Origin of the sequence: Staphylococcus sp. EG-SA-17, from assembly GCF_017151845.1 — a bacterium.
Taxonomy (GTDB): domain Bacteria; phylum Bacillota; class Bacilli; order Staphylococcales; family Staphylococcaceae; genus Staphylococcus; species Staphylococcus aureus.
Map to the genome: position 1 here is coordinate 18,155 of NZ_JACVZO010000021.1, position 26,674 is coordinate 44,828.

The 26,674-nt window shown below is 30.8% G+C and carries 30 protein-coding genes and 1 pseudogene; 7 read left to right on the top strand and 24 right to left on the bottom strand.

Annotated features, from left to right (window positions below):
* Positions 1-120 precede the first annotated feature (120 nt).
* The 5 genes from IDG65_RS09900 to IDG65_RS09920 all read right to left on the bottom strand — a co-directional run bounded on the left by IDG65_RS09900 (position 121) and on the right by IDG65_RS09920 (position 4,773).
* Positions 121-1,137 carry a CAP domain-containing protein gene (locus tag IDG65_RS09900; protein ID WP_169274603.1) on the bottom strand — a complete coding sequence of 339 codons (1,017 nt, stop codon included), beginning with the start codon at positions 1,135-1,137 and terminating at the stop codon, positions 121-123.
* Between the two features lie 21 nt (positions 1,138-1,158).
* Positions 1,159-2,136 (bottom strand): GMP reductase, encoded by a 978-nt coding sequence (gene guaC, locus IDG65_RS09905; protein ID WP_000688123.1) that lies wholly within the window; start codon positions 2,134-2,136, stop codon positions 1,159-1,161.
* A 156-nt stretch (positions 2,137-2,292) separates the two neighbouring features.
* Positions 2,293-2,562 (bottom strand): 30S ribosomal protein S14, encoded by a 270-nt coding sequence (rpsN, locus tag IDG65_RS09910; RefSeq protein ID WP_001085655.1) that lies wholly within the window; start codon positions 2,560-2,562, stop codon positions 2,293-2,295.
* A 453-nt stretch (positions 2,563-3,015) separates the two neighbouring features.
* Positions 3,016-3,165 (bottom strand): 50S ribosomal protein L33, encoded by a 150-nt coding sequence (gene rpmG / locus IDG65_RS09915; RefSeq protein ID WP_001265708.1) that lies wholly within the window; start codon positions 3,163-3,165, stop codon positions 3,016-3,018.
* A gap of 90 nt (positions 3,166-3,255) precedes the next feature.
* Positions 3,256-4,773 carry a catalase gene (locus IDG65_RS09920; RefSeq protein WP_000082539.1) on the bottom strand — a complete coding sequence of 506 codons (1,518 nt, stop codon included), beginning with the start codon at positions 4,771-4,773 and terminating at the stop codon, positions 3,256-3,258.
* Positions 4,774-4,976: 203 nt separating this feature from the next.
* Between IDG65_RS09920 and IDG65_RS09925 the strand changes: the two genes are divergently transcribed.
* From IDG65_RS09925 to IDG65_RS09935, 3 genes are all read left to right on the top strand, one after another.
* Positions 4,977-6,431, top strand: a complete 1,455-nt coding sequence (locus tag IDG65_RS09925; protein WP_000389955.1) for an amino acid permease — start codon at positions 4,977-4,979, stop codon at positions 6,429-6,431.
* A 139-nt stretch (positions 6,432-6,570) separates the two neighbouring features.
* The gene (locus IDG65_RS09930; RefSeq protein WP_001791424.1) at positions 6,571-6,675 is read left to right on the top strand and encodes a hypothetical protein; all 105 of its coding nucleotides are present in this window, start codon (positions 6,571-6,573) and stop codon (positions 6,673-6,675) included.
* Positions 6,650-6,964 (top strand): hypothetical protein, encoded by a 315-nt coding sequence (locus IDG65_RS09935; protein ID WP_000580201.1) that lies wholly within the window; start codon positions 6,650-6,652, stop codon positions 6,962-6,964. Before IDG65_RS09930 ends, IDG65_RS09935 begins: the two co-directional genes overlap by 26 nt.
* Before the next feature lie 328 nt (positions 6,965-7,292).
* Here the strand turns inward: IDG65_RS09935 and IDG65_RS09940 are convergent, their stop codons facing one another.
* The 4 genes from IDG65_RS09940 to IDG65_RS09955 are packed head-to-tail and all read right to left on the bottom strand — an operon-like array spanning position 7,293 to position 11,417.
* Positions 7,293-8,096, bottom strand: a complete 804-nt coding sequence (locus IDG65_RS09940) for a Cof-type HAD-IIB family hydrolase (RefSeq protein ID WP_000186309.1) — start codon at positions 8,094-8,096, stop codon at positions 7,293-7,295.
* A 57-nt stretch (positions 8,097-8,153) separates the two neighbouring features.
* Positions 8,154-9,068: a homoserine kinase gene (thrB, locus tag IDG65_RS09945; protein WP_000073185.1), complete on the bottom strand. Its 915-nt coding sequence runs from the start codon at positions 9,066-9,068 to the stop codon at positions 8,154-8,156.
* A gap of 1 nt (position 9,069) precedes the next feature.
* On the bottom strand, positions 9,070-10,131 hold the full coding sequence (gene thrC / locus IDG65_RS09950) for a threonine synthase (RefSeq protein WP_001255460.1): 1,062 nt from the start codon (positions 10,129-10,131) through the stop codon (positions 9,070-9,072).
* A gap of 5 nt (positions 10,132-10,136) precedes the next feature.
* Positions 10,137-11,417 (bottom strand): homoserine dehydrogenase, encoded by a 1,281-nt coding sequence (locus tag IDG65_RS09955; RefSeq protein ID WP_000735864.1) that lies wholly within the window; start codon positions 11,415-11,417, stop codon positions 10,137-10,139.
* Positions 11,418-11,607: 190 nt separating this feature from the next.
* Between IDG65_RS09955 and IDG65_RS09960 the strand changes: the two genes are divergently transcribed.
* Positions 11,608-12,990 (top strand): aspartate kinase, encoded by a 1,383-nt coding sequence (locus IDG65_RS09960; protein WP_000868652.1) that lies wholly within the window; start codon positions 11,608-11,610, stop codon positions 12,988-12,990.
* Between the two features lie 53 nt (positions 12,991-13,043).
* Here IDG65_RS09960 and IDG65_RS09965 read toward each other — a convergent pair whose 3' ends face one another.
* Positions 13,044-13,619, bottom strand: coding sequence for a hypothetical protein (locus IDG65_RS09965; RefSeq protein WP_001803470.1), 576 nt, complete (start codon positions 13,617-13,619; stop codon positions 13,044-13,046).
* A gap of 330 nt (positions 13,620-13,949) precedes the next feature.
* On the opposite strand from IDG65_RS09965, the gene IDG65_RS09970 reads away from it, so the two are divergent.
* Complete coding sequence (locus tag IDG65_RS09970; RefSeq protein WP_000011825.1) at positions 13,950-14,804, top strand: hypothetical protein; 855 nt, start codon at positions 13,950-13,952, stop codon at positions 14,802-14,804.
* A gap of 142 nt (positions 14,805-14,946) precedes the next feature.
* Here IDG65_RS09970 and nucI read toward each other — a convergent pair whose 3' ends face one another.
* Complete coding sequence (gene nucI, locus IDG65_RS09975; protein WP_000841351.1) at positions 14,947-15,480, bottom strand: thermonuclease NucI; 534 nt, start codon at positions 15,478-15,480, stop codon at positions 14,947-14,949.
* A 138-nt stretch (positions 15,481-15,618) separates the two neighbouring features.
* On the opposite strand from nucI, the gene IDG65_RS09980 reads away from it, so the two are divergent.
* On the top strand, positions 15,619-15,807 hold the full coding sequence (locus IDG65_RS09980) for a hypothetical protein (protein ID WP_001027143.1): 189 nt from the start codon (positions 15,619-15,621) through the stop codon (positions 15,805-15,807).
* Between the two features lie 112 nt (positions 15,808-15,919).
* Here IDG65_RS09980 and IDG65_RS09985 read toward each other — a convergent pair whose 3' ends face one another.
* The 6 genes from IDG65_RS09985 to IDG65_RS10010 form a co-directional block, all read right to left on the bottom strand.
* Positions 15,920-16,522: a response regulator gene (locus tag IDG65_RS09985; protein ID WP_000202390.1), complete on the bottom strand. Its 603-nt coding sequence runs from the start codon at positions 16,520-16,522 to the stop codon at positions 15,920-15,922.
* A complete protein-coding gene (locus IDG65_RS09990; RefSeq protein WP_000670297.1) occupies positions 16,519-17,610 on the bottom strand; it encodes a sensor histidine kinase in 1,092 nt (363 codons plus the stop codon). Before IDG65_RS09990 ends, IDG65_RS09985 begins: the two co-directional genes overlap by 4 nt.
* A 3-nt stretch (positions 17,611-17,613) precedes the next feature.
* Entirely contained in the window at positions 17,614-18,345 is a 732-nt protein-coding gene (locus tag IDG65_RS09995) for an ABC transporter permease (protein WP_000603969.1), read from the bottom strand.
* Positions 18,314-19,222 carry an ATP-binding cassette domain-containing protein gene (locus IDG65_RS10000; protein WP_206174086.1) on the bottom strand — a complete coding sequence of 303 codons (909 nt, stop codon included), beginning with the start codon at positions 19,220-19,222 and terminating at the stop codon, positions 18,314-18,316. Before IDG65_RS10000 ends, IDG65_RS09995 begins: the two co-directional genes overlap by 32 nt.
* A gap of 171 nt (positions 19,223-19,393) precedes the next feature.
* Positions 19,394-20,875 (bottom strand): cardiolipin synthase, encoded by a 1,482-nt coding sequence (gene cls / locus IDG65_RS10005; RefSeq protein WP_001160605.1) that lies wholly within the window; start codon positions 20,873-20,875, stop codon positions 19,394-19,396.
* A 56-nt stretch (positions 20,876-20,931) separates the two neighbouring features.
* Positions 20,932-21,129, bottom strand: coding sequence for a hypothetical protein (locus IDG65_RS10010; RefSeq protein WP_000435071.1), 198 nt, complete (start codon positions 21,127-21,129; stop codon positions 20,932-20,934).
* A 269-nt stretch (positions 21,130-21,398) separates the two neighbouring features.
* Between IDG65_RS10010 and IDG65_RS10015 the strand changes: the two genes are divergently transcribed.
* Positions 21,399-22,424: a threonine aldolase family protein gene (locus tag IDG65_RS10015; RefSeq protein ID WP_000622716.1), complete on the top strand. Its 1,026-nt coding sequence runs from the start codon at positions 21,399-21,401 to the stop codon at positions 22,422-22,424.
* A 548-nt stretch (positions 22,425-22,972) separates the two neighbouring features.
* Here IDG65_RS10015 and IDG65_RS10020 read toward each other — a convergent pair.
* The 7 genes and pseudogenes from IDG65_RS10020 to ltrA form a co-directional block, all read right to left on the bottom strand.
* On the bottom strand, positions 22,973-23,164 hold the full coding sequence (locus IDG65_RS10020; protein ID WP_001053371.1) for a hypothetical protein: 192 nt from the start codon (positions 23,162-23,164) through the stop codon (positions 22,973-22,975).
* Between the two features lie 6 nt (positions 23,165-23,170).
* Positions 23,171-23,521 (bottom strand): polymorphic toxin type 50 domain-containing protein, encoded by a 351-nt coding sequence (locus IDG65_RS10025; RefSeq protein ID WP_000891995.1) that lies wholly within the window; start codon positions 23,519-23,521, stop codon positions 23,171-23,173.
* Positions 23,522-23,561: 40 nt separating this feature from the next.
* Entirely contained in the window at positions 23,562-23,756 is a 195-nt protein-coding gene (locus tag IDG65_RS10030) for a hypothetical protein (protein ID WP_001217295.1), read from the bottom strand.
* A 10-nt stretch (positions 23,757-23,766) separates the two neighbouring features.
* Positions 23,767-24,414: pseudogene (locus IDG65_RS10035) on the bottom strand (minor capsid protein); the annotation flags it as partial.
* A gap of 70 nt (positions 24,415-24,484) precedes the next feature.
* On the bottom strand, positions 24,485-24,622 hold the full coding sequence (locus IDG65_RS10040; protein ID WP_000600812.1) for a hypothetical protein: 138 nt from the start codon (positions 24,620-24,622) through the stop codon (positions 24,485-24,487).
* Positions 24,623-25,004: 382 nt separating this feature from the next.
* A complete protein-coding gene (locus tag IDG65_RS10050; RefSeq protein WP_031789497.1) occupies positions 25,005-25,112 on the bottom strand; it encodes a hypothetical protein in 108 nt (35 codons plus the stop codon).
* A gap of 74 nt (positions 25,113-25,186) precedes the next feature.
* Complete coding sequence (gene ltrA, locus IDG65_RS10055) at positions 25,187-26,473, bottom strand: group II intron reverse transcriptase/maturase (RefSeq protein WP_052997621.1); 1,287 nt, start codon at positions 26,471-26,473, stop codon at positions 25,187-25,189.
* Between the last annotated feature and the right edge of the window lie 201 nt (positions 26,474-26,674).

The following is a 26,674-nucleotide window of genomic DNA, read 5'->3' on the forward strand; positions in this document are numbered from 1 at the left end:
TTTATTAAGTATATCTTTGACGCGTTCAACTATATCCGCATCTTTTGGTTTATCTGTTGTCATCATGTTTATCTACTTCCTTACAGACAAACATTACCCTTTAATCTCATGCCAAAAACATTAACCAGTATAATTTTCTGTCCAAAAAGGTTGTTTTTCATCATTAAAATCAACACCAACACCTAATATTTTAAACGTATCATTTAAAATATTTTTTCTGTGACCAATAGAATTCATTAATCCTTGATGTGCATAGATACTACTAACTTGACCATATGCTAAATTCTCTCCGGCTGAGTTAAATGTAATACCATCTTTTTTCAATCGATCAAATGGTGATTGACCTTTTAAATTTGTATGATCAAAATAATGATTGTTGGCCATATCTTTACTATGCTTACGAGCAGTTTCAGAATTCTGTTTAGAATACTTCAATGTAGATAATTGATGTTGTTTTCTTTCAGCATTAACTAAATCAAAATTTTGTAGTTCAAAACTATCTGCAAGCGATTTCGAAGGTGCTCCATATTGTTCTTTTAATCTATTTTCCATAGCATCACTTACTTGTAAAACAGCTGTTACATTATTACGTCGATGCTTATCATAAAATACCGTCGTATAAATGTGATTTTTATGGAAAACATCATATTCTTTATTATTTTGTTCGTAACGCACTCTACCTTTAACAATCTCTGTCTCTGGTTCGCCTAATCTTTGTATTACAACCGATTTCGGTGTATTGTATTTAATTTTTGATTTTGAAGTAATGATATTTTGATTTGTATATAACGCATTTACTTTATCTTTAATATAGCTTACCATGATAAAATTATTGTAATCGTCATCATAATACGTATACCACTTCGTGCCATATTCATTAAATGTAACTCTTTTTGGTTTATTCAATGTTTTCTCAACATCTGACTTTGACATATTCATCTGAATATTATTAAAGGCAAATTGTTGTTTCTTAGGCGTATCCAATTTATTTTCCGCAGAAATTGTTTCTTTATTGATGTGAATGTCAATATATTGTCTTACTTCATTTTGTAAATGAATGAATGGTTTAAATTCTGTTATTGGCGCAATAATAATAATTGATAAAAACGCAACAACAGTTACTATGAATTTTTTAATTTACATCACCTACTATAAATATTAATCTCTATCACCGTTGAAAATAGAGTTTCTAACAATAACATAATCTACAGTACGTAATGATTTCAAGTCTTTTCCACCGGCATATGAAATTGAGCTTTGTAAATCTTGTTGCATTTCTTTTAAGGTATCCATTAATGAACCCTTATGTTCTACAAACATTTTTTTACCTTCTACATTTTTATGTTCGCCTTTTTGAAATTCAGATGCACTACCAAAATATTCTTTATACTGTTTACCATCAAGTTCTACAGTTTCACCAGGTGATTCTTCGTGTGCCGCAAATAATGAACCAATCATGACCATTGATGCACCAAATCTAATTGATTTAGCAATGTCGCCATGCGTTCTTATACCACCATCGGCAATCAAAGGTTTACGAGCTGCTTTACTACATATGTTTAATGCCGCTAACTGCCAACCACCAGTACCAAAACCTGTTTTAATCTTTGTAATACAAACTCTACCAGGACCTATACCGACTTTGGTAGCATCAGCACCAGCATTTTCTAATTCTCTAACACCTTTTGGCGTACCAACATTACCAGCAATAACAAAACTATCAGGTATATGGTTTTTTATATGTTTAATCATGTTTATCACTGAATCTGAGTGACCATGCGCAATATCTATTGTAATATATTCGGGGATTAATTTTTCTTGAGCTAACTTTTCAATAAAATCAAATTCCGCTTTCTTTACACCAACTGAAATAGATGCAAATAAGCCTGAATTTTGCATATGTTTTATAAAAGGTATTCTTGCTTCTTCATCAAAACGATGCATGATATAAAAGTAATCATTTTCAGCAAACCATTTCGCTAATTTCTCATTCATAACTGTTTGCATATTTGCAGGAACTACAGGTAGCTTGAATTTTTTCGGACCAAATTGGATTGTTGTATCACATTCAGACCTACTTTCAACTATGCATTTATTAGGTATTAATTGAATATCTTCGTAATCAAATATTTTCACTTTAAATAGCCCCTTTAAAAACTAATTATTTTTAAATGCAAATTAAAAACCGAATGTTTCCTTATTAATATGAGAAAACATTCAGTTTATAGCATTCGTATATACTGTACATTGTTTTATTGATATTGTAAATGGGCTAAAGTACGAAATTTGATTTTACCAACTTGATTTTTTAACACCTGGAATTTGCCCTTTGTGCGCATGTTCTCTAAACGCAATACGAGACATTTCAAATTTACGTAATACACCTCTAGGTCTTCCAGTTACTTTACATCTTCTAGTTAAACGTGTAGGTGATGAATCTCTTGGTAATTTTCTTAACGCTTCGTAATCACCTTTTGCTTTTAACTCTTTACGTAATTCGTAATATTTATTTACTAACTCTTCTCTTTTTCTCTCTTTTGCTATTTTAGATTTCTTAGCCATATATAGTTACCTCACTTTTTATCAAATCGTAATTATTACGATTTATATAATAACACAATCCTCACATAATTCAACAGTAAAGTTTCATTTCTTTGTTAAATCATTTTCTAAACCATCATATTTAAGATTAAAGTGTATTATCGAACATTTATAAAACATATCCACAATTACTTCGTACTTATTAAATTCCGCTTTGAAATTTTAAATTCTAATATATTAAATATTCTTTCAAGCATTCGCTAACAAAGTGACTTTATAAAATCAGCAATCTATTTCCTTCTATAAAAATTCTCAAATTTTAATAAAGTAACAACTAATACAATCATATATTGTTCTACCGATGAAACTCAATTCATTAATCACTCTTTACAAAAATTTCATAAAAAAGCGAGCTCCCCAATATAATAGGTAAGCCCGCTTTATTTTCAAATCGTCGTATTTGAATGATAAGAATTACTTAGTTTCACGATGTAACGTATATTTGTTTAATCTTGGGCAATATTTTTTCATTTCAATACGCTCAGGATTATTACGTTTATTTTTAGTAGTGATATAGTTACGATCGCCACATTCTGTGCATGCTAATGTTACGTTTACGCGCACGTTAAACACCCTCTCTTGTTAGGAATCTTTACGATTTATTATGATATCATAAACTGCTCAACTACGCAATATAGAAACTACATATCAAATTTATTTTTCAAAGTTTTCGTATGTTTCATCATTTTCAGTTTCAAGATCAATAGAATTTATATCAATACCTAATGCTTTTGCAACACCTTTACCATATTCTGGGTCAGCTTTGTAACAATGACGAATATGACGTCGTTTAACATCATCCGTTACGCCTTCCATTGCATTTGCTGTATTTGTAAAAATTCTTTCTTTAGCGTCCTCTGATTGTAATCTAAACAATTTACCTGGTTGTTCAAAATAATTATCATCATCTTGACGTTGATTATATTCATAGCCGTATCCATCAGTTGGGAATGGTGGCTTTTTATATTCAGGTTGAGAATCAAATTTACCATGGTTATTTGGATAATAATGTGTTCCTCCACCTTGGTTATTGTCAACTACACGCATTTGACCATCTCTACTAAAAGGACAAATATTTTCAATACCAACACCTTTAGGTTGGTTTACAGGAATCTGCCAATGATTAACTCCTAATCGATATCTTTGCGCATCGCCATATGAGAATAAACGCCCTTGCAACATTTTGTCTGGAGAAAAATCTAATCCTGGAATAATATTAGTTGGTGCAAACGCAGCTTGTTCAACATCCATAAAGTAATTATCTGGATTTCTATTTAATTCAAACTCTCCAACTTCAATTAGAGGATACTCATCGTGATACCATACTTTTGTTAAATCAAATGGATTATCTTTATGGTTTTTAGCTTGTTCCTCAGTCATTACTTGAATATACATTGTCCATTTTGGATAATCACCTTTTTCAATGGCTTCGAATAAATCGCGTTGAGATGAATCACGATCTGTTGCTATAATTTCAGCAGCTTCTTCATCAGTTAAGTTTTCAATACCTTGTTGCGTTCTAAAATGGAATTTAACCCAAACACGTTCACCAGAATCATTATACATAGAGTATGTGTGTGAACCGAACCCATGCATGTGACGTAAATCTTTAGGAATCCCTCTATCTGACATTAAGATCGTTACTTGGTGCAATGCTTCTGGAAGCCCCGTCCAGAAATCCCAGTTATTTTGTGCATCTCTCATATTTGTTCTAGGATCTCGTTTCACCGCGCGATTTAAACTAACAAATAGCTTTGGATCTCTAAAGAAGAATACTGGTGTGTTATTCCCTACTAAATCCCAGTTTCCTTCTTCTGTGTAGAACTTTAACGCAAATCCTCGAATGTCACGCTCCGCATCAGCAGCACCACGTTCTCCTGCTACAGTAGAGAAACGGGCAAACATTTCGGTTTGCTTACCTATTTCAGAGAATATTTTAGCATTCGTATATTTTGTTATATCTTTAGTTACAGTAAATGTCCCAAATGCACCAGAACCTTTGGCATGCATTCGACGTTCTGGTATTACTTCTCTATCAAATTGGGACATTTGCTCTAAAAAGTAAATATCTTGCATTAAAAGAGGTCCCCTAGGCCCTGCTGTCATACTATTTTCTCGATCTGATACTGGATGCCCAAAAACACCAGTTAACTTTTTGTCTTGTTGTGACATAGTCATCCCTCCACAATTTATAATAATTATAATTTAATACATATTATAATTTAACCCCATCAAAATTACAATTAAACATGCTCAAAATGATTAAAAAATCAGAAAATTTTAATTTTTTCGCTTTACAGCACTAAATAGTTATTGAATAGTACACTTAAAAAGCTTACAATAATGGGTATATTTAAATAGATGGGAGACTAAATATGGAAGATAATAAAATGAACCGTAGTCTTAACTCAAGACACATTTCCATGATTGCTATAGGCGGTGCAATTGGGACTGGTCTATTTGTAGCTACTGGTAATATCATTTCTCAAGCTGGTCCTGGAGGCGCTATACTCGCTTATCTTGTTATTGGTGTCATGCTATATTTCTTAATGTCATCAATTGGAGAGTTGGCAACATTTTATCCAGTATCAGGTTCATTCAGCTCTTATTCAACACGCTTTATTGACTCATCTCTAGGCTTTACCATGGGATGGTTGTATTGGGCATTGTGGTCATTAGTTACAAGTGTTGATGTCATAGTAGCGTCAAATGTGCTTTATTTCTGGGACACATTTAAATTTTTCCACCCCATTACTTGGAGCTTAATCTTTATTACAATTTTACTATTATTAAACATTTTTTCTGTAAAATCATTTGGAGAAACTGAGTTTTGGTTATCATTGATTAAAGTGTTAACAATTATCGTATTCGTTATTTTTGGCTTTTTAATGATTTTCGGTATCTTAGGTGGTCATGCATATGGATTTGAAAACTATACAAAAGGCCAAGCACCGTTTGTTGGTGGTATCTCTGGTTTCTTAGGCGTATTATTAGTCGCCGGATTTTCGGTTGGTGGTACAGAAGTAGTTGCAGTAACTGCTGGTGAATCAGATGACCCTAAAAAGTCTATGCCTAAGGCAATTAAACAAGTATTTTGGCGTATTCTTTTATTCTATGTCTTATCAATTGCAGTAATTGGTGCAATTATTCCGTACACAGATCCATCATTATTAAGAGCAAGTAGTTCAATAAGTCAAAGCCCATTTACAATTGTATTCGATAGAGTAGGCATAGCCTTTGCAGCATCAGTAATCAACGCGGTTATTTTAACTTCATTATTATCCGCTGCAAATTCAGGTGTTTATACAACAGGAAGAATGTTGTATTCCTTAAGTTCAGACAAAAAAGCACCCCAATTTTTAAGTAAATTAAACAAGACAACAAAGTTACCTTTAAGAGCATTATTAACTACTTATGCAGTCGTTGTTATTGTTATTATTTATGCAAACTTTAATTCAAATGCCGTTTTTAATTTACTTGAAATTATTGGTTCAATGATTATAGTTGTTTGGGGATCAAGCATTTGGTCACAAATACGATTGCGACAAGCTATTAAAAAACAAGGTCAAGATCCTAATAAGGTCCTACCATATAAAGCACCTTTTTATCCATTAGGACCAATCATTGTCATCACTACGCTATTATTCTTGCTATTTGGTGGCTCAGTTGAATATATTTTAAAAGATCAATGGTTAAATGCTTTTAAAAACTTTTTACCTTTAATCATTCTAGTGTCGATTTACTTTATTCATAAAATCATTCACAAAACAAAATTTGTAAAGCTAGAAACAATTAATTTAAAACCACACGATTATGACAATCAAAAATAAATAAATTCTCACACGGCAGATGCTTTAGATTATCTATAGCATTTGCCGCTTTTTAATGGTGTAAAGCAAGATATACTTTAATATCTTTTTCTAGTATAAAGTGTATTAACTAGTATTCTGTTTATATTTTATTATGACCATGTTACCATTCTTTATTTTAGATATTTTGCATATCGTGTATAATATAGATAACAATAACTTTTCAGGGGTGAAATTCAATGATTGGACAAACAAATTTATTTGATGATGTACTAAAGCAAGATGAGAGATTTGTTATTGTAGTTCAAGCATTAGAAGAAAAGAACGGACAATTATTAAAAAGAACTTTAAGGGAATATCCCGGTTTAAACCATAAACAAATGAATGATTTATTTACGCACTTAAAGGAATTATTTTCCGAAGAATCATTTGCTGAAAACCAATCAGCGTTCAGTATTACAGTTTATACAAATTTAGATTATACTGCTGACCAAATATATGCTCATGTAAAACGCTTCAGAGGGAAGCATGACTGGACACAAACAGCTAAATAAAATCAAGATGCTTGCAGTGATTTTAACAATTAATGTTAGATTGTCACTGCATTTTTTAATACATTCGTCATTATTCAGAATGATTCAAATTTATTTATCTACCTTCCGTGACTAATTAATACTTGATTTATTAAAAAAATATACATCTACTATATTCGTTTGATATCATTACTAATCTAAAATATGTATTTCAAATACTCTATAGTATAACTGAAGTCATTTTCACATAAATAAAGCTCCCTTCAAAGCTTTCATTTTTTCAATGTCTACTTTGAAAGGAGCATTTCAATCTTATTCAAATATCATGTGTTAAGGCTTATTTTAAAATTTATAACAATTTTTTGAGCGCATGCGGAATACCATTTTCATTATGATCCAACGTAACTTCATCTGCATATTGCTTAAGTTCATCTGATGCATTCCCCATAGCAATAGCTAGACCTGCGACTTCAAACATTGATTTATCATTCATACTATCACCAAAAGCAATGACTTGATCCACCGAATATCCCAATTTGTGACATAACGCTTTAATTGCATTACCTTTTGAAACATCTTTGGCCATAAATTCTAAGAAGAATGGCTTACTTGTCGTAGCATCTACATTATCATTGAACACACCATTCAAATCAATTCTAGCTTCTGTAATATTCGCTACATAATCTACACCCATGACCTTGGGTACATCGCCTTGAATATATGCTTTGATATCATCAACACGTTTCATCGGTAAACCAGTTAATTCCGCTTCAATATTCATATATTCATGTTCGCTGTCGTATATAATTTGACCATCATGATATGTAAGAACGAAAAATCCTCTATCTCGACAATAATCTACAATTTCATCGAAATCCTGCTTACCAATCGATTTACTTACTTCTACTTCTTCATTAGTCATGTTAATCGTTTTACTGCCGTTATAACTAATAATATAGCTATGATGTTCAGGTAATTTTAAATCTCTAGCAGTTGGAATCATACCTTCAGTAGGTCTACCAGATGCTAAAACAACATAATAACCTTCATCTTGAATTGCTGTTAAATAATTTGCAGTTTCTTCTGATATCACATTATCTGAATTTAGCAATGTGTCATCCATATCTAAAACGACAACTTTATAATTTGTCATATCGCATTAAATCTCCTCTCTATTTCACATTCAATACTATTTTACAATATAAAGTGTCTATTGGTATACAATTCGTTCTTTAACACCACTAACATTAATATCTACTAATTCAGAATGACATGTAACTACATTTCTATTTAAAGCGCGAACTAATTCGCCACTATTTTCTTTGCGACTAAATATTAAAATAGTTGGTCCAGCACCACTAATTACAGTTGCATAGGCATTATGTTGACTAGCAATTGTTTTCACTTCATCAAATTCAGCAATTAAATGCTGACGATACGGTTCATGAAAGCCATCTTGTTGCATGAGTTTACCTGCTAATTCATAATTGTGCTGTGCTAATGCACAAATCATTGTATTACTAATTGCACTACTTTTAACCGCTTCACTATGTGTTAATTTTTGTGGTAAAGCACGTCTTGATGCTTCTGTTTTAAGTTCATAAGTTGGTATCGTTACAATCACATCCACGTCTGGTATGTCGATATGTGCAACTGACGTTTCTTTCGAGACATCATTATAATATCCAGCGATTAAACCACCATAAATGGTCGGCGCAACATTATCAGGATGTCCTTCGATTTCAGTCGCTAATTGTAATACCTCATGTTTAGACAGTTGGATGTCACCAAAATAATTTGCGATATATATAGCTCCTACTAAAGCAGAAGCTGACGAACCTAACCCTCTTGCCAATGGAATATCACTTCTCATTTCGATACATAAATTAGGCAAGTCAACACTATATTTAGAAGCAACTTGTTGTGCTACATGATAAATAAAGTTTGTTTCGTCAGTAGGCAATTGCTTCGATGCATCATCATGGAAAATATATTTCCATTTTGTCCCTGATGTTTCCTTTACAGACAGATGCAAAAATTTATCTAAAGCCATACCTATAGAATCAAAGCCAACTCCAAGGTTGGCTGTTGATGCAGGAATTGTTAACTCCAAAACATTCGACATGTTATAAAGCTCCTTTAATATAATCGATAATGCTATCTTTATCATTTGGCAATGGCTTTATCGGATTATCTAGTAGTGAAATAGCAGTATCAGGATCTTTTAATCCATTACCAGTTAAAATAGCAACTACTTTTTTACCTTGAGGTAATTTACCTTGTCTATGCAATTTAATTAAACCTGCAATAGAAGCATTACTTGCTGGTTCACTAAAGACACCTTCTTTAGTTGTCATTAACTGATATGCTTCTAGAATTTCATCATCAGTAACACTATCTATTAATCCATTTGATTCTTTAAGAGCATTAGTCGCCTTATCCCAACTAGCAGGATTACCAATTCGAATAGCAGTTGCAATCGTTTCAGGATTTTTAATGACTTTATTTTGAACAATTGGTGATGCGCCTTCAGCTTGGAAGCCAAACATTTTCGGCAATTGTGATCCTTTAGCTTCATGATATTCTTTAAAGCCTTTCCAATATGCAGTAATATTACCTGCATTACCTACAGGAATCGCTAAAATATCAGGTGCTTCACCGTCTAATTGTTGTACAATTTCAAATGAGCCTGTCTTTTGTCCTTCGATTCTAAATGGATTGACAGAGTTTACAAGCTCGATTTCGCCACTTTTTGCAATTTCTTTTACAATTTCTAAAGCTTCATCAAAGTTTCCTTCAATAGAAACGATTTCTGCACCATACATTACTGCTTGCGACAATTTACCTAATGCAATTTTACCTTCTGGTATTACGACGATAGCTTTTAAACCTGCTCTCGCTGCATATGCTGCTGCAGACGCTGATGTATTTCCAGTCGAAGCGCATATTACAATTTTCTTACCTTGCTCTTTTGCTTTTGTCACAGCCATTACCATACCGCGATCTTTAAATGAACCTGTCGGATTGGCACCTTCATACTTCACATATAAATCTATACCTAGTATTTTAGACATATTTTCACAATGAATGAGTGGTGTATTTCCCTCGTTCAATGTTAATTTTGGTGTATTTTCATTTACTGGTAAATGTGCTTTAAACTCTTCTACTAATCCTTGCCATCTTCTCATTATAATTAAACTCCTTCTACTGGGTATACTTTGTCAACTTCGTATCCATGCTTAGTGATTAATTCTTCCGGTGATGATTCCAATCCAACTATAACAGCGGCATATGATTGATTATCGTAATTTGCAACTCTTAATGATCGGTGAAATGGTAATATTGCCTTTAACTCATTTTCAAAATTTTCAATTGAACCTTTGACATGATTCACTACTACAAAGAAATTGGATTTTTCTTTAATATTAATTTCTGCATCTGAATCCATCATTTCCCTTGTTTTATCTGTCTTTAATTCAAAATGTGGTGGCAATGTGTGTAAATCTGATTCAAAGAATAATGCTACATTCAATAAATCACTGACAACGGCACTACCTGTTGCTAAACTGCCTGCTCCTTTTCCATAAAACATCGTGTCACCAACGGCATCACCAATGACATAAATCGCGTTATATTCATCCTCTACAGCTGCTAATTGATGCTTTTTATCAATTAACGTTGGTTCTACCGATGCATTAACTTTGCCATTTTCATATATTCCCTTACCAATCAATTTAATTTTATACCCCAGTTGATCGGCTACATTAATATCAGTTAAAGTTACGCCACTAATTCCTCTTCGTTTAACGTCGTTTAATTTAATGACTTGGTTAAATGATAAATATGATGTAATGACAACTTTACGCGCTGCATCTACCCCTTCTACATCATCAGTTGGATCCGCTTCAGCAAAACCAAGTCTTTTCGCTTCATCAAGTGCTTCCTCAAATGTCGTTTGCTCTTTAGTCATTTTAGATAAAATAAAATTAGAGGTACCATTTAAAATTCCCATAAATTTTGAAATATTATTCGCATTCAAACCATTATTTATGGCATTTACGATCGGAATACCACCTGCTACACTCGCTTCAAACTTTAAAGCTACACCATTTTCTTCTGCTAAATCTTCTAAAAGTTTAAGATGTACTGCTAATAAATCTTTATTTGCGGTAATAACATGTTTTTTATTTTTAAGTGCTGTTCTTAACCAATCTACAGTTGGTTCAATTCCTCCCATGACTTCAACGATAATATCTAATGAATCATCATTTAAAATTTCATTAACATCTTCAGTTAAATGATATTGGCTAATATTTAGCGGTCTCTTTTTAGATTTATCTCGAACAAGAATATGCTTTATGACAATATCTTTATTTAATGTATCTTGAATTTGCTGTCGGTTCTCTTCGATGATTTTAACAACACCAGATCCGACAGTACCTAATCCTAATAATGCTATATTTAATTTTTTCATTTTATGTACCTCCGTTTGTGCTTTTGAGAAAAACAAATGTATTATTGAAAAACACTAGATGATAGTATAGTATAGAATTATTCTTTATTTTTGTAAAGTTCGTAATATTCAAAATATAAATACATAATATCATTCTTACTTACAAAACTGAATACAATTTTCTGATTTTTTAGAAAGGTTGGCATGCACTATGAAAGTTTCTAAATTCGGTGGTAGCTCCGTCTCCAATGCTACTCAAATTAAAAAGGTTTTAAATATTGTTAATTCTGATCCAGAGCGAAAGATTGTTATCGTTTCTGCTCCAGGTAAAAGACATGATAATGATATTAAAACAACTGATTTGTTAATCAGATTATATGAAAAGGTCATTAATCATCTTGATTATCATGATAAAAAAAGAGAAATTATTCAGCGTTATGATGATATTGTAAAAGAATTGCAAATGGATGAAAGTATTTTACGGACGATAGATGTGACTTTGGAACATTATATTAATCAATTAAAAAATGAACCAAAGAGACTATTAGATGCATTACTTTCTTGTGGTGAAGATTTTAATGCGCAATTGATAGCTTTATATAATAATAGTCAAGGTATACCAACAAAATATATATCACCGAAGGAAGCGGGTATTTTTGTTACTGACGTCCCACAAGAAGCACAAATATTAGATAGTGCTTACTCTGAAATTAAAAAATTAAGAGATTATGAGGAGAAACTAATTATCCCAGGATTTTTTGGCGTATCTCATGAAGGATATATAGTTACATTTCCACGTGGCGGATCAGATATAACTGGCGCCATCATATCAAGTGGTGTTAGAGCTACAATTTATGAAAATTTCACCGATGTGTCTGGTATTTATAAAGCTAATCCAAATATCATCAAAGATCCTGAATTAATCGAAGAAATCACTTATCGAGAAATGCGTGAATTATCTTATGCTGGTTTTAGTGTTTTCCATGATGAAGCCTTACAACCACTTTATAAAGATCGCATCCCTGTGGTGATTAAAAATACGAACCGCCCTCAAGATAAAGGTACATTTATAGTGCATGATAGAGAAATAAATGCGAAAAATGTGATTAGCGGTATAAGTTGTGATAAAGATTTTACTGTTATTAATATCAAGAAGTATTTAATGAATAGACAAGTCGGCTTTACTAGAAAGATATTAGGTGTCTTAGAGGATAATAATATTTCATTTGATCATATGCCTTCAGGTATTGATACTATCAGTATCGTTATGCGTTCAAAACAAATTCAAAATAAAGAAACAAAAGTATTAAATGAAATTCGTCAAAAATGTGATGTTGATGAGCTAAGTATTGAGCATGATTTAGCAATTTTAATGATTGTCGGCGAAGGTATGAATAAAGTCATCGGTACTGCAAATAAAATTACACATGCCTTAGCTGAATCAAAAATTAACTTAAAAATGATTAACCAAGGTGCTTCGGAAATCTCGATGATGTTTGGAATTCATGTAGATGATGCTGAAAAAGCTGTATTATCTACATATGAGTTTTGCTATCACGGGGTTGCATTAAAAAACTTGTGTGATAAAAACTAATATAAAAGCAATTCGTAACACATGTATTCAACTGCGTTATGAATTGCTTTTTCTTAATTATTTATTGTTCTCTGGATTGCATCCTTAATACGTTGCTCACCTACTACAAATTTTAAAATAAAAAATTGATAGTAGCTTAATGCATCTATGACACGTTTATAATTGGAATAATGATGATACTGATGGTGTTGCATTAAATCATACATTAGAACGATTTCCGGTTTAATATAATCCACATCCCAATTTAAACTATGGAAGTAAATGTTACTCTTAGGTATACGTATATTCGGATCCAATCTAAAAATCCATTCATCGTTTACTACATCATAAACGAAAATACTCATTATTGTTGTATCATCATATTGCACATAAACTTTTGCAATTTTTGAAAGTGATAAATCTTCTTTAGCTATTGCTTGATCTTGCTTATCTATGTATAGTAACGCATATGATTGCGGAATAACTTTCACAATATCACTTAAACGCTTACGTTCCACGCATATTTCAACAATAGAAGGTAATTTTAATTCATCATTTAAGAAAAGCTGCATGGCAACTTCACCGTGAAATTTAAATAATTGCGATGATGTTTTCATTAAATTGTCCACTAATTGTTCTTTAGCATTCATTTCATTCACTCTCAAATACACCTCCTAAGCAAGCGCTTTCACAAATATCATTATACATTTTAAAATTAATGAATTCAATCTTCAAAATACTATGAGTGACCTAATTCTGTCATTTAAATGACCGTTATAACATAAATTCGACATAAACTTGAATTCACGAATCTTTCACGTCATATTCATTGAACATCAATATCTGTCAGTTTATAATTTGATTATAACAATGATGAACTAAAATCAACTAATAAAAATGTGGGAAATTGAATAACAATTAATCTTTATTAATTATTATTGTATACAAAGTTAAAGAAGTCAAAAAGGATTGGTGAAAAAATGTCTTTTTATGTTGTACTTATCATTATCATTGTAGCATTAATTGGTATATTAGTTTTAAATCAAAGGTATAGTAATAGTAAAATAGATACCGAAGTTTATGCAAGAAAGCAACTTATTAAAAAGAACAAAGCATTAAGTGCAGAAAATGCTGAATTAAGAAGTCAAATGCTGAGTTCTAATAATGATGTTGGCCACCATGCATACAAAAATGCTAAAAGAGAATTACGCAAGATTTTAGATAGCTATCTCGAAAATGGTAAATTAAAATATTACGATATTATCGTTACAAGCAATTTAGCTACTAAACATCCGTTTTTCGAGTATGCACGTTCATTTGATTTTATCATTGTTTCAGATATCGGTTTAATAAACGTTGATGTAAAAAGCTGGGGTGAAAAAACATTTTATCACTTTGATGTACCTGATGAGCATGATACAGAAATGAGCAATAGTAATATTGAAAAAGTTGTCGGTCATTACATTAGCCAGCAATATCATGATCAGTTTAATTCATCAAGAAAGTCTATCTATACTTTTACAGAAACAGTTCAACCAAATCGTGTTATTTATGATTTTTATGATTATGATCCGTATCAATTAGCAGCAAATAATGCTAAAGCATTAAAGGATCATATTGAACAAAAATTTAACTTTAAAGTCCAAAGTACCGGTGTTATTTACTTTAGTGATGGTACAGTTAATATCATTCAAGGTTCTGAAGAAAGAGATAAATATGTTGATACAGTTTCAACAAAATCTTCGTTACGACGTATTATTAGCGAAGCCATAGAGCTATCTAAACACCCTTTAAATAAAGAACAGGTTGATCAAATCACTGCTATATTCAAGTAAAATCAAAGGCATAATAATCCATTACGCTCGATACGCACTATGGTTATTATGCCTTTAAATTATTTCTATATATAAATTTATGGTAATAATAAATCGATGCTTCAAGTATATTTTACTTTAATATATATAATCACCTATTTAATTATTTACTCCAAATATTTAATTTCTGTTGTTTAGCTTTATTTTGTGCTTCTATAAATACATTTCTATATTTGCCATTTGGTGAAAAATACTTCTCTCTAGCAAGTCCCTTTTCCACTAATTCCTTATTGTACATACGATCTTTACTTATCCATACATACGCCAATGTTCTACCATAGCGATCTTGTTTTTCTTTATCATATTCTAAATAAACATCTTGATTTGTTAATGTCTTCTTACTATAATTTGATGCTTCTTTGCCAAATGGTTGTACAGGCGTATTCGGTTTCACCGTTTCTGGCGTATCAACCCCTATAAGCCTAACTTTAATTTCTTTACCATTTTGATTTGCAATAAATGTATCACCATCCACAACTCTTTGAACATGTACTTTATCTTTACCATTTAAATCTTGTACAGTTTCATGATTCGTCCCCTTTTTGAAAGGACCCGTATGATTCATAAATTGAAATGCTAATACACCTACAATAATGATGGCTACCACAATCATAGCAAGCGATTTATTTGACTTCATATTGCCACCTACTTCTCTTTTTTCATTCCGATTAATCATATAAAAGTTAAGAAATATCGTCAATAGCCATATCTACATATTTCAATATTTTGGAAAGCTATAGCATGATATAATGTTATTGTTAAGGAGTGAAAATAAATGAACATTTCAAATGAAAATACAGTCACATTAATTGCAGTAATTATCGCAATTATCATTGGTATTTTCCTACAAATATTTTTCAAATTACCATTAATAGTGACGGCAGTACTATCTATTTTATTGGGTATCTTTGTAGGCTTTATCGTTTACTTGATTGTTTCGTTTTATAATAAGCGAAAAAATTAGTTAACAAATCTAAATTGCGAGTACCAAAATAAAAGTATTGAGTAAGATTTTGATTATTGACTCACTTTCCAAGTCTCTTAAATCAAAACACTCAATACTTTTTTGTTTGTATTTAGATCCAGCCTTTTTCATTTGCCTTTTTCCAAGCATCAAAACGATTATCTGCAAATAATTTATCAATTATAACAGATGTATAATTTCTAACTGTTCCATCTGTCAAAAATAATTTTTCACTTATTTCTTTACTACTTAAACCATTGCCAATTTCCCTTAATACAATTTGTTCTTTGGGCGTTAATGGGTTTTTATCTACAAAAAATGAAGTCATCAATGTGGCGCTATATTCTTTCTCTCCGTTATTTACTTTATTAATGGTTTCCACCAATTCTTCTATAGAACGTTCTTTTAAAACATATGCATCCACATCATTCACAACTGCTTTTTCAAAGTATCCCGGTCTTTTAAAAGTTGTTACAATAATCACTTTAATATTCAAATGCTTTTTTCTAATTTCCGCTAAAACTTCAAGTCCAGTCATGCCTGGCATTTCTATATCTAAAATAACAACGTTAGGATTATATTCTTCAATAAGTTTCATTGCATCGAGACCATTATCAGTATCTGCTAAAATTTCAAAATCACCATGTAGTTTAATTAATTGAACCATTGCCTGTCGTAACATATTTTGATCTTCTGCAATAATTAAAGATGTCATGCTATTCCTCCTGTTGAGATTTCAATGATTATTTTAGTTCCATTTGTTGAGTCGACTGCTAAAGTTCCATTTAAATGTTGTACACGCTGTGAAATACTTTTCACCTCACAATCACTATCGATACCTTTGCCATCATCTTCAATCATAAGCAGTAATTTATGATTGTTTACAGTTTTTAATTTACCATGAACTTTTGAAGCATTTGCATGTTTAATAACATTATTTATCGCTTCACGCGTAATCATAACTAACATAGATTGTTTAGTAGGACTTAATACTTGCGCTAATTCTTTATTTTCAAATGTAAAATCAATATCAGCATCTTTTAAAACTTTACGTATACTATCAATCTCTTCAATAAATGATGGTAATTTTACATCATCAATAATTTCTCGAACTTTGTTCAATGATTCACGAGATAATTTATTAATTGCTAATAATTCAGCTTTTACTTTTTCTACATCAGCATCTATTAGTTTATAAGCTAATTCTGATTTTAATGATAAACTTGCAAACACATGCCCTAACGTATCATGTAAGTCTTGACCAATTCTATGTCGCTCTTGTTCAGCAATTAATGTATTAATATGTCTATTTTTTTCTGCTATTTCTTTTTGATATTCACGGTTTTTCATTTTTTTAAAATTATCTAGCATTATTAACGATATAACGACATAATAAACCATCATTGCAACAAAATAGTTGTTATAAAATAAGTACGTTATTATTGTACATATAATCATTGTTAGTATGAAAAAATTAGTTGCCGTTTTTTTAACATTATTTTTAAAAGTAAATGGAACGGCAAAAGCACTATAAAAGAAAAACAAACTTAGCATTGGATGTACACTGAAAACAAAATAACAAATAATAAAATAATGAATAATCAACAAAATGTAAAACATTAATGTATTAAGTCTATTATTTACTATAACTAATATAAGATACGACAACGAAAAGACAATGACTGATATAATATACAACCATTTGGGACCATATACTTCATTAAAAAATATACCGGCAATAGGAAAAATCAGATAAAGTATAGACGATATTTCAGCAATTGAAGTATCTTTTAAAAATTTCATATTTTATTCCGCCCTTTTAAAATGACTAATACAATATACTGCTAATATACTCCCTAAAGCATACAAGAGTATTATAGCAAATGATATTAAATTGATATGATGATTTGAAGCAATATCTACACCTAGTTTACGCAAATGATAGCTCGGTAAAACATGAGCAACATGTTGAAGCCAATTTGGAAATGTGTTTATCGGAAACCACAATCCACCTAATACTGCTAAACCAATTGTTACGATATTAGCTAAAGCACTTGTTTTTTGAATATCATTTAACAAAGAAAATAATATGCCAAAAGTTATTAATAGAGACGCACCTAACCATAAAAATATTCCTGACTCTAACCATTGAACTGCACTCATTGCAACACCTTTATAAAAATGTCCAACCATAAAAATAACTAATATCGCTATTGCAAATTGCAGCATAGTTTTCACTACTTTTGAAATATAATAACTAGTAAAAGTAAATGGTGTTACCATTAATCTTTGGCGCCATTCATTTTGTTTTTCATTAATAATATCTAATGGAAAAGTTAGTAAACTAAAACTTAACAAACTATAAACCGTCATACTATACATATACTCTTTATAAAATTTAGGTTTAACATCTTCCGGCAATTCCAATATCGAAGTAAATAATATATAGAATATAACAGGAAATAAAATAGATAATATTAATGTTGTTTTTTTACGCATTATAACTTTAAATTCGATTTTCAAGTAACTTAGTATCATAATTAGATCCCCTTTGCTTTTTATTGTTGAAGTATGAATCAACAATTGAGACTTTTTGTATTTCAATATCATCCAAATTAATATGAAGTTGTTGAAGATATAAAATCGTATCATTTACATTTGAAGTAATAATTTTGATAGTGCCATTATGATTTTTTTGAATAACTAAATCATCTTTATCTAGTTTTAACTTTCTTATATATTCATCGGATAACGTAATCTGAGATTGCTGATTGGTTCTAATATGTGACGTTGAATCATTAAGTATTATTTCTCCATTTTCAATGAGAATAATTTTGTCTGACATACGTTCGACTTCTTCAATATAGTGCGATGTATAGAGTATCGTTCGATTATCTTCTTTTAAATTTTCAATAATTGACCAAAAATATTCTCTAATTTCTATATCCATAGTCGATGTTGGTTCATCTAATAAGATCAATTGTGGTTGTCCGATTAAAGATAATACAAAATCGAGTAATCGTTGTTGACCACCAGAAAGTTTATTTACAAATTGGTTCAGTTGACTAGAATCAAATTTCGTCAGTTCTATTATTTCTTCCAATGGTAATGGATTTTCGTAAAATGATTGATATAAGTTGATAATCTCAATAACTTTTAATTGATCTGGAAACATCGTTTTTTGGAACATTATACTGCGATTTTCACTTTGTAATAACTTGTCTTTATCAAATATCTCACCAGAATTAGCATTAACATTACCAATTAATATATCAATTAACGTTGATTTTCCAGCACCATTTTTTCCGATTAATGCGATACAGGTACCTTTTTCAATATCAAATGAAATGTTTTTTAAAACACACTTTTTCTTAAATGATTTATTAATATTAGATATTTGAATCAAATGAATCACCTCTTAATATTTTATTAATTTAAGATTAGTAAATTTATTCGATTTAAAATAGGATACTTTGTCATTGGTTCAAAATGACATTTGTCACTTTTACGGTTTACATAATACAATTATAGTCATTAATTGCAGAAATAAAAAGAGCCTCTATAATCGAGACTCCTTACAAATAAATTATAAAATTGGCGAAACTAATTTAGCTAACGATTCTTTAAACTTAACAGACAATGGTCTATTAGCATAAGATTCTTCAGTAAGTTGTTTTGATTTTGTAATATCATGTTCATAAGCCGCTCTTAAATCTTTAGCAAGATTTTCATCATATACAAAGGCATTTACTTCAAAATTTAATTCAAAACTTCTAAAGTCCATATTTGCTGTGCCGACTGATACGATTTCATCATCAATTAAGCACATTTTAGAATGTATAAATCCATTTTCATACGTATAAATTTTAACACCACTTGATAATAAGTCAGAGGCATTTGAAAATGTCGCCCAATAAACTAAAGGATGATCTGGCTTACATGGAATCATCAGATGAACATCTACCCCTGATTTAGCTGCAATTTTAATGGCATTTATATATGAGTTATCCGGAATGAAATAAGGCGATTGCAAATATACCGACTTCTTAGCGCTCATAATCATTTTTGTATAACCATATTCAATTTGATGCCAGTCACTGGCAGGACCACTTGCAGCAATCTGGATTGGCGCATTACCGAATGATTTATTCTTTTTAGGAAAATATTTTTCATCATATTCAAATTGAGGTCGATGTGCTTGCGAATTCCAGTCTAAAATAAATCGCAACTGCAGTGCATCAACCGCATCGCCTTGTATACGTAAATGCGTATCTCTCCAATACCCTAATTTTCCTAAACCTAGATATTCATCACCAATGTTAAATCCTCCGACATAACCTAGTTGACCATCGATTACGATGATTTTTCTATGATTTCTATTATTCATTCTGAAATTCAATAACGGTAATTTAGAAGCAAAAAATGCTTCAACTTCTCCACCTAACGATTTAAAATGATCAAAATTAGCCATCTTAACTTTCTTTGAACCAACGTCATCATATAAAATTTTCACTTCTAGACCTTGTTTCAATTTCTCTTCTAACGCTTTTAAAATTCTTTGGCCTAAGCCATCTAGAGCGAATGTATAATACTCTAAATGGATGTATTCTTTAGCATTTTTAATATCTTGTAAAACTTGATCATATAAATCATTTCCGTCAATAAAATGATCAATTTTATTATTTTCAGTTAAAAAGCCATCTTGATCCATTAACAACATACGTACCAAATCATGGTGCTTTTGAACTTGTTTATTATCTGTACCATAATTACCTTTATCAAAGCTTTCAATCTGCTGCTTTAAAAGCGCATCAAAATCTGTTAACACGTTCCCATTATTTTTATTTAGTTTACGCGCAGAAACCGTTCTTCCAAAAAATAAATAAAGGATAAAACCAATCAATGGTAAGACAAAAAGTACAAATAACCACGCCCATGTTGAACTGGCTGTACGTCTATTTCTTTCTAAAAAAATAATAATAAACGCTAGAACTAAATTAATGATAAAGGCAATTGCTAAAATGATGGTAAAAAGTGTTCCTAAATCATTTGAAAATGAAAATTGCATAGTTTATTTCTCCTATAAAGAAAGGCACAAAAAACTTTTGTACCTTTCTTTCCAGATTATTTATTTACAGATAGAGTTAATATTGCATTAAACTCTTCTTCATTATTTGGAAATGTTCTTTCTTCAATTTCTTTTATTGTAATATTTACTAATTTCAAATTTGTAGCTTCTTCAGAACCTAAAAATTCGTTGATATTTGATTCTAATAATTCTAAAGTCTCAGCTGTAAAAGTTTTAAGTTTAATTTGTTCCATTTAAATCCCCTCTTTTCTCTATTTCCTAAATCATAGAACTTTTAACAGTAAAATTCAATCATTAATATATGTGTTCCAGCACGAAAAGTCGCTATGATTAAAAATTAATTAATTTTATTAATGTATTGTTTGATGTATAATATATTTATTCAACTTCGCGATAATGCGATACAAACTTTAACCATTCATAATACATTTTAAATATCGAACTAGTTTTGAAATTGGTTTATCTTATTAAAATGTTGATATTAGTTTTAGGGGGAAATGTAGTGATTTCATTTGAAAATGATTATTTAGAAGGCGCTCATGAAAAAGTATTAAAAAGATTAGTAGATACAAATCTTGTACAAGCTTCGGGATATGGCTTTGATCAATTCACAAATCAGGCAATTGAAAAGATTAAGGATACAATTGACTGTCCAAATGCTACTATCCGTTTTTTAGTAGGTGGAACGCAAACCAATCAGGTTGTTATTAATTCAATGTTAGAAAGTTACGAAGGGGTTATTTCAGCAGACACTGGTCATGTTGCTGTGCATGAGGGCGGTGCAATTGAATATAGTGGACATAAAGTAATTACTATACCCTCTAAGGAAGGAAAAGTTAGTGCTTCAGATGTTGAAACTTACATGGAGACATTTAAAAGTGATTTTAAAAAGGACCATATGGTATTCCCAGGAATGGTATATATTTCTCATCCTACAGAATATGGCACATTATACTCTAAATCAGAATTGGAAGAGTTATGCAAAGTATGTAAGCAATATCAGCTTCCATTATTTATGGATGGTGCACGATTAGGGTATGGATTGATGAGTGACCAATCAGATATGACTATTAAAGACATCGCTAAATATTGTGATGTATTTTATATAGGTGGTACGAAGATAGGTGCATTATGCGGGGAAGCCATTGTTTTTACGAAAAATAATGAACCGAAACAATTTACCACTCGAATCAAGCATCACGGTGCCCTTTTAGCAAAAGGACGGTTAACAGGCATACAATTTTTAGAATTATTTACGGACAATTTATATTTTAATATAAGCAGACATGCTATCGAAATGGCAAATAAGATGAAAGACGGGTTTAAAAATAAAGGCTATCGTCTTTACTTTGATTCTCCAACCAATCAACAATTTTTTATTTTAAGTAACGAGAAAATAGCAGAGTTAGAACAAAAAGTTAAATTTGCTGTTTGGGAAAAATACGATGATCAACATCGTGTTGTTAGATTCGCAACCAGCTGGGCGACAACCGAAGAAAATTTAAATAAACTATTAGAATTAATCTAATAATGCTGTTATATGTCATCTGGCAAATCATTTATTAATTAATCAAGTTCAGTTGAGTAGTTGTGTTTATTTATATATGAAACTGCTCATTTGAAGCCGTTGATGATATAAAATTACATTATTCCAAAACAAGATACTACAGATTATTGAGTATCTTGTTTTATTTTATAAATTTAAAAATGTTAATTTGTGCTGTATTTACTTTAATTTGACGAGATTTGAAAAGTATTATGATGGTTGTAGTTATTTTATGAAAGTGATGTAATATCATTTGAATTACTAAATCTATTTTGGTAGGAATATCGATGTTTAGTTTAAATGGAATGCACTATTTAAGTTTTTAATATGGAGATGTTTGTGACATTTCGATGATTAAGATTTTTATAGGTGTGCATCTTTACAAATAAACTTTGTGTTTAAAATTGAACTTAGGAAATCAATAGGTTTAGATGAGGATATTGTTGAAGTTATGTGTCTTGTATCCTTAGTTGTTATAAAAGCGCAAAAAATAGCACCGCTTTCTCTTTATCTGTGTAGAAAGGATGCTATTATTGTAAAACAATAGTTTTAATTTTATTTTCTGATATATCATATGTAATTCTACCTGTATCAATTTCTATCGAATTATAACCATCAAAATTATCAACTTTATCATCAAAGTCTATCACTTTTCCAATTAATATTTTATTATTAGTAAGCGTTAATTTGACTAATTTGCCTATGTATGACTGTAAATTCATATTTAATCACTCCTTTTTAATATACGGAACTACATGAAAACCAGTTTTAGAATAATGAACCTTACCTAATTTCGTTTCAATATATTTACCATTCACATAAGATTTACCTATTATCTTTTTATAATCTATAACTTGTTTTATTCTAAAATTCCCTTCATCATCAAACAAAACTGGAATATCAATAAATTCTTTTTTAGTCATCTTTTCACTTTCATTAGAATCTATTATAGTATAACTTGGTAATAAAGATGAATTATTTTTCTTATTATTATATTCATTTGTGCATAAAATATGACGCTTTTGCTTAACATTATTCAATTTCATCGTCATTTTACCATTACTTATCATTTCAAGCATTTCTTTTTTAGCTTTTTGTAGAAAGGATGCTATTTTGTAATTATTTTAATAATCTAATACTTTTTATCTCAGTTTCATCAAACGAATAAACAGCAAAATCAGTCTGTATATCTACAACAAGATTTCCTGTTTCGCTCTCGAATTCATTTTCATAGTCAGTTACAAACCCTTCGTATTCTTCATTATTCAAAAGCGTGATAATAACATCTTTACGATATGCATCTTCAATTCTCAATACTTTTCACCTACTTATCAATATAAGGTACTATATGAGCACCTGTCTTCGAATAATGCACTTTTCCCTTTCTGGTTTCAATATACACATTTTCGATATGTATTTTTCCAATAATTTGATTAAAATTAATAATCTCTTTCAAATCAAATCGCTCATCACTTAATATTAGATTGCCTGTTGACATTTTTTCTCTTAACAATTCATTCAATAAATCTATAGAAAGTATTGTATAGCTAGGCAATTTCTTATTATTTAAAATGGCTCTTTTTTTATTTTCATTATATAGGTGATGACCTAACATATATCTATTTTATTTTCCGCAATTTATTTCTATTTTTATTTTACCATTTTTAATCATTTCTTTCATCTGGTTTTTAGCTTTTTCCTGTAATTATGCTTCTTTTACTTCTACTTGATATTTACCTTCACGCTCTTTAAAGAACTTGTCCCGCCAATTGCCAACATGTGGCACTGTGGTACTTCTACACCAAGGATGCATAGGTGGCGCATTCACACCTGGTATCATATCTTTAACTTTAAATATTTTTCCGTTAAGTGAATGACATAATTTAGATGTTTTACTATCTATTTTGGCAACATATTTATATTCGCCATCTTCACCAAGTTCTTTTAAATATGTTAACTTTTGTGCTTCTGCATTTTCAGTAAATAGTTAAAAAAGCGTATAAAAATAGCACCACTTTCTCTTTATCTGTCTAAAAAGGATGCTATTTATCTTTTGAATTTGAATTCTTTTTCGCTTTTTCTATACTTTCAAATTCTTCAACTAATTCTTTAAAAGATTCACTCAATTCTTTTGCAGTTACATTTCCATCTAATTGTGAATCTAACATAATTAAAATCATCTCACTTTATATTTAATCATATTTATACTATAAAGTTTTTTCAATAATTTTTCAATATGGCTATCATTAATGATATTAATATGCGTAAAATATTTAGCACAAAATTTACTCACTATTTTACCATGAAACCTATTTGACTTGGTAATAAATTTTACTTGTCCCTTATTAGTAACGATTGTCATTGATTTTATTGATGGATGCTTAAAAAATGTAAATAAATCATATTCTGAAAATCCTGACTGTCCAGGATGGTTATGTAACATAACAATTGAATTCGGTTTACTGTTAAATAATAATTCGGTTGCTTGTTACCCTGGCACAAAAGATACACTATCTTGATTGACATATACTTTTGTAAATTTACCATCTTTTAACAAATAAGCTACTTCATTGCTATCATTGTTTTCCATGAGATATACCTCCGTTTATAGTCTGTCGACTGATATTCCATACTTGCTTTTAAAATGTCATCAGCACGTTTTGGACAAATCGAGTAGGAGAATAATCATTACTTGATTATTCGTCCTCTCACACCACCGAGCGTACGGTTCCGTACTCGGCGGTTCAATATCTTGCGTAAGCCGTCTCTGCGAGTTGGGTTAGTGATAATAACCCCCACTTGCGGAGACGTTTTGTTGTAAGTGCACGATGAACCTCATGCGTAGATGATAAACGCCAGTATTTCTTTCTTGAGCTCGCGATTCTCATTGCGCTATCGTGGTCTAGACCATACTTGCGCAACATCTTATATTTTGTTTTAATCTTCTTCCATCTTTTGAGTATGAGTTGCCTAATGCGGCGATTTAGCCAAGGTTCTAATTCTTTAAGAAATCTTTTTATGAATCCTTTTCCAAAATAGTTAATCCATCCTCGTGTCACACGATTAATTTCTGTTATAATATCTTGGAATGAACCTGGTCTACTTCGTCTGGTTAACCACTTTAAGTTGCGTTTTAAATTTCTTTTTGCTTCCGTAGTGGGTCTGAAACGATAAGTGCCATTTACTTTGCTCATTAGACAACTCAAGAACTTTAAACGGGTAGGAGAACCCACCTTACTTTTATCATTATTGACTTCAAGTTTGAGGGTTTTGTGTATGAATGTTTTAATACTATCCATCACACGTTCACCTGCACGTTTCGTCTTGACAAAGATGACGAAGTCATCTGCATATCTCACAAAACGATGATTACGTTTTTCGAGCTCTTTATCCAGTTCATGTAGATATATGTTACAGAGTAATGGTGATATCACACCACCTTGCGGTGCACCTATCTTTCTTTCTGCGACTTCGCCAGATAGGTCAATGGCACCAACTTGTAACCTTCTACGGATAAATGTCGATACCGCTTTATCTTTAATGTGGCGCTCAAATAAATACATGAGTTTATCATGATTTATGTTGTCAAAGCATTGTTTTAAATCACAATCTACGGCTATCGTGTAACCTGCTTCATAGTAAGACGCACATTCTTTCAGTGCTGTTCCTGTACTACGATTAGGTCTAAAGCCATGACTGTGTTTAGAGAAGGTACGATCGATACTAGGTTCAATCACTTGTTTAATTGCTTGTTGTATCACTCTGTCTCTTACGACAGGTATACCAAGCACACGCTTTTTCCCATTTGCTTTGGGAATTTCAACTTTCTTAACTGCTTGAGGTTTGTATGTACCTTCAAGCAGTTTTTGTTTTATTTTTGGAAAGTATTGCGCAAAGTGACCTTGTATTTCACTCACTTTCATGCCATCAATGCCAGGGGCACCTTTATTCTTTTTAACTTTCTTAATTGCCTTTTGAATGTTGTGTTCTCTTACAACAAGCTCCATCATCGATGGAAACTCACGATACATTTCTTTCATTTCACCTAAGATTTACCATGCGCACTTATTTACCCTTTTTCGTTCCACTACTTATCTCTCTATATGTTGCCAACTAGTTCGTTGTTTTCTGCATGATGTAAATCTATAACCTCCATTCTTTACTTTGTATGAATATTGTTCCGTCCTTCGGTACATTTTCCCTACTATGACGTCTGCTGACTTCTCATTATT

Coding starts and splice junctions, on each gene's coding strand:
- rpsN (WP_001085655.1), bottom strand. CDS start 2,562: ATGGCTAAGAAATCTAAAATAGCAAAAGAGAGAAAAAGAGAAGAGTTA.
- IDG65_RS09920 (WP_000082539.1), bottom strand. CDS start 4,773: ATGTCACAACAAGACAAAAAGTTAACTGGTGTTTTTGGGCATCCAGTA.
- IDG65_RS09925 (WP_000389955.1), top strand. CDS start 4,977: ATGGAAGATAATAAAATGAACCGTAGTCTTAACTCAAGACACATTTCC.
- IDG65_RS09930 (WP_001791424.1), top strand. CDS start 6,571: ATGTTACCATTCTTTATTTTAGATATTTTGCATATCGTGTATAATATA.
- IDG65_RS09935 (WP_000580201.1), top strand. CDS start 6,650: ATGATTGGACAAACAAATTTATTTGATGATGTACTAAAGCAAGATGAG.
- IDG65_RS09940 (WP_000186309.1), bottom strand. CDS start 8,096: ATGACAAATTATAAAGTTGTCGTTTTAGATATGGATGACACATTGCTA.
- thrB (WP_000073185.1), bottom strand. CDS start 9,068: ATGTCGAATGTTTTGGAGTTAACAATTCCTGCATCAACAGCCAACCTT.
- thrC (WP_001255460.1), bottom strand. CDS start 10,131: ATGAGAAGATGGCAAGGATTAGTAGAAGAGTTTAAAGCACATTTACCA.
- IDG65_RS09955 (WP_000735864.1), bottom strand. CDS start 11,417: ATGAAAAAATTAAATATAGCATTATTAGGATTAGGTACTGTCGGATCT.
- IDG65_RS09960 (WP_000868652.1), top strand. CDS start 11,608: ATGAAAGTTTCTAAATTCGGTGGTAGCTCCGTCTCCAATGCTACTCAA.
- IDG65_RS09965 (WP_001803470.1), bottom strand. CDS start 13,619: ATGAATGCTAAAGAACAATTAGTGGACAATTTAATGAAAACATCATCG.
- IDG65_RS09970 (WP_000011825.1), top strand. CDS start 13,950: ATGTCTTTTTATGTTGTACTTATCATTATCATTGTAGCATTAATTGGT.
- nucI (WP_000841351.1), bottom strand. CDS start 15,480: ATGAAGTCAAATAAATCGCTTGCTATGATTGTGGTAGCCATCATTATT.
- IDG65_RS09980 (WP_001027143.1), top strand. CDS start 15,619: ATGAACATTTCAAATGAAAATACAGTCACATTAATTGCAGTAATTATC.
- IDG65_RS09985 (WP_000202390.1), bottom strand. CDS start 16,522: ATGACATCTTTAATTATTGCAGAAGATCAAAATATGTTACGACAGGCA.
- IDG65_RS09990 (WP_000670297.1), bottom strand. CDS start 17,610: ATGAAATTTTTAAAAGATACTTCAATTGCTGAAATATCGTCTATACTT.
- IDG65_RS09995 (WP_000603969.1), bottom strand. CDS start 18,345: ATGATACTAAGTTACTTGAAAATCGAATTTAAAGTTATAATGCGTAAA.
- cls (WP_001160605.1), bottom strand. CDS start 20,875: ATGCAATTTTCATTTTCAAATGATTTAGGAACACTTTTTACCATCATT.
- IDG65_RS10010 (WP_000435071.1), bottom strand. CDS start 21,129: ATGGAACAAATTAAACTTAAAACTTTTACAGCTGAGACTTTAGAATTA.
- IDG65_RS10020 (WP_001053371.1), bottom strand. CDS start 23,164: ATGAATTTACAGTCATACATAGGCAAATTAGTCAAATTAACGCTTACT.
- IDG65_RS10025 (WP_000891995.1), bottom strand. CDS start 23,521: ATGCTTGAAATGATAAGTAATGGTAAAATGACGATGAAATTGAATAAT.
- IDG65_RS10040 (WP_000600812.1), bottom strand. CDS start 24,622: ATGATTTTAATTATGTTAGATTCACAATTAGATGGAAATGTAACTGCA.
- ltrA (WP_052997621.1), bottom strand. CDS start 26,473: ATGTATCGTGAGTTTCCATCGATGATGGAGCTTGTTGTAAGAGAACAC.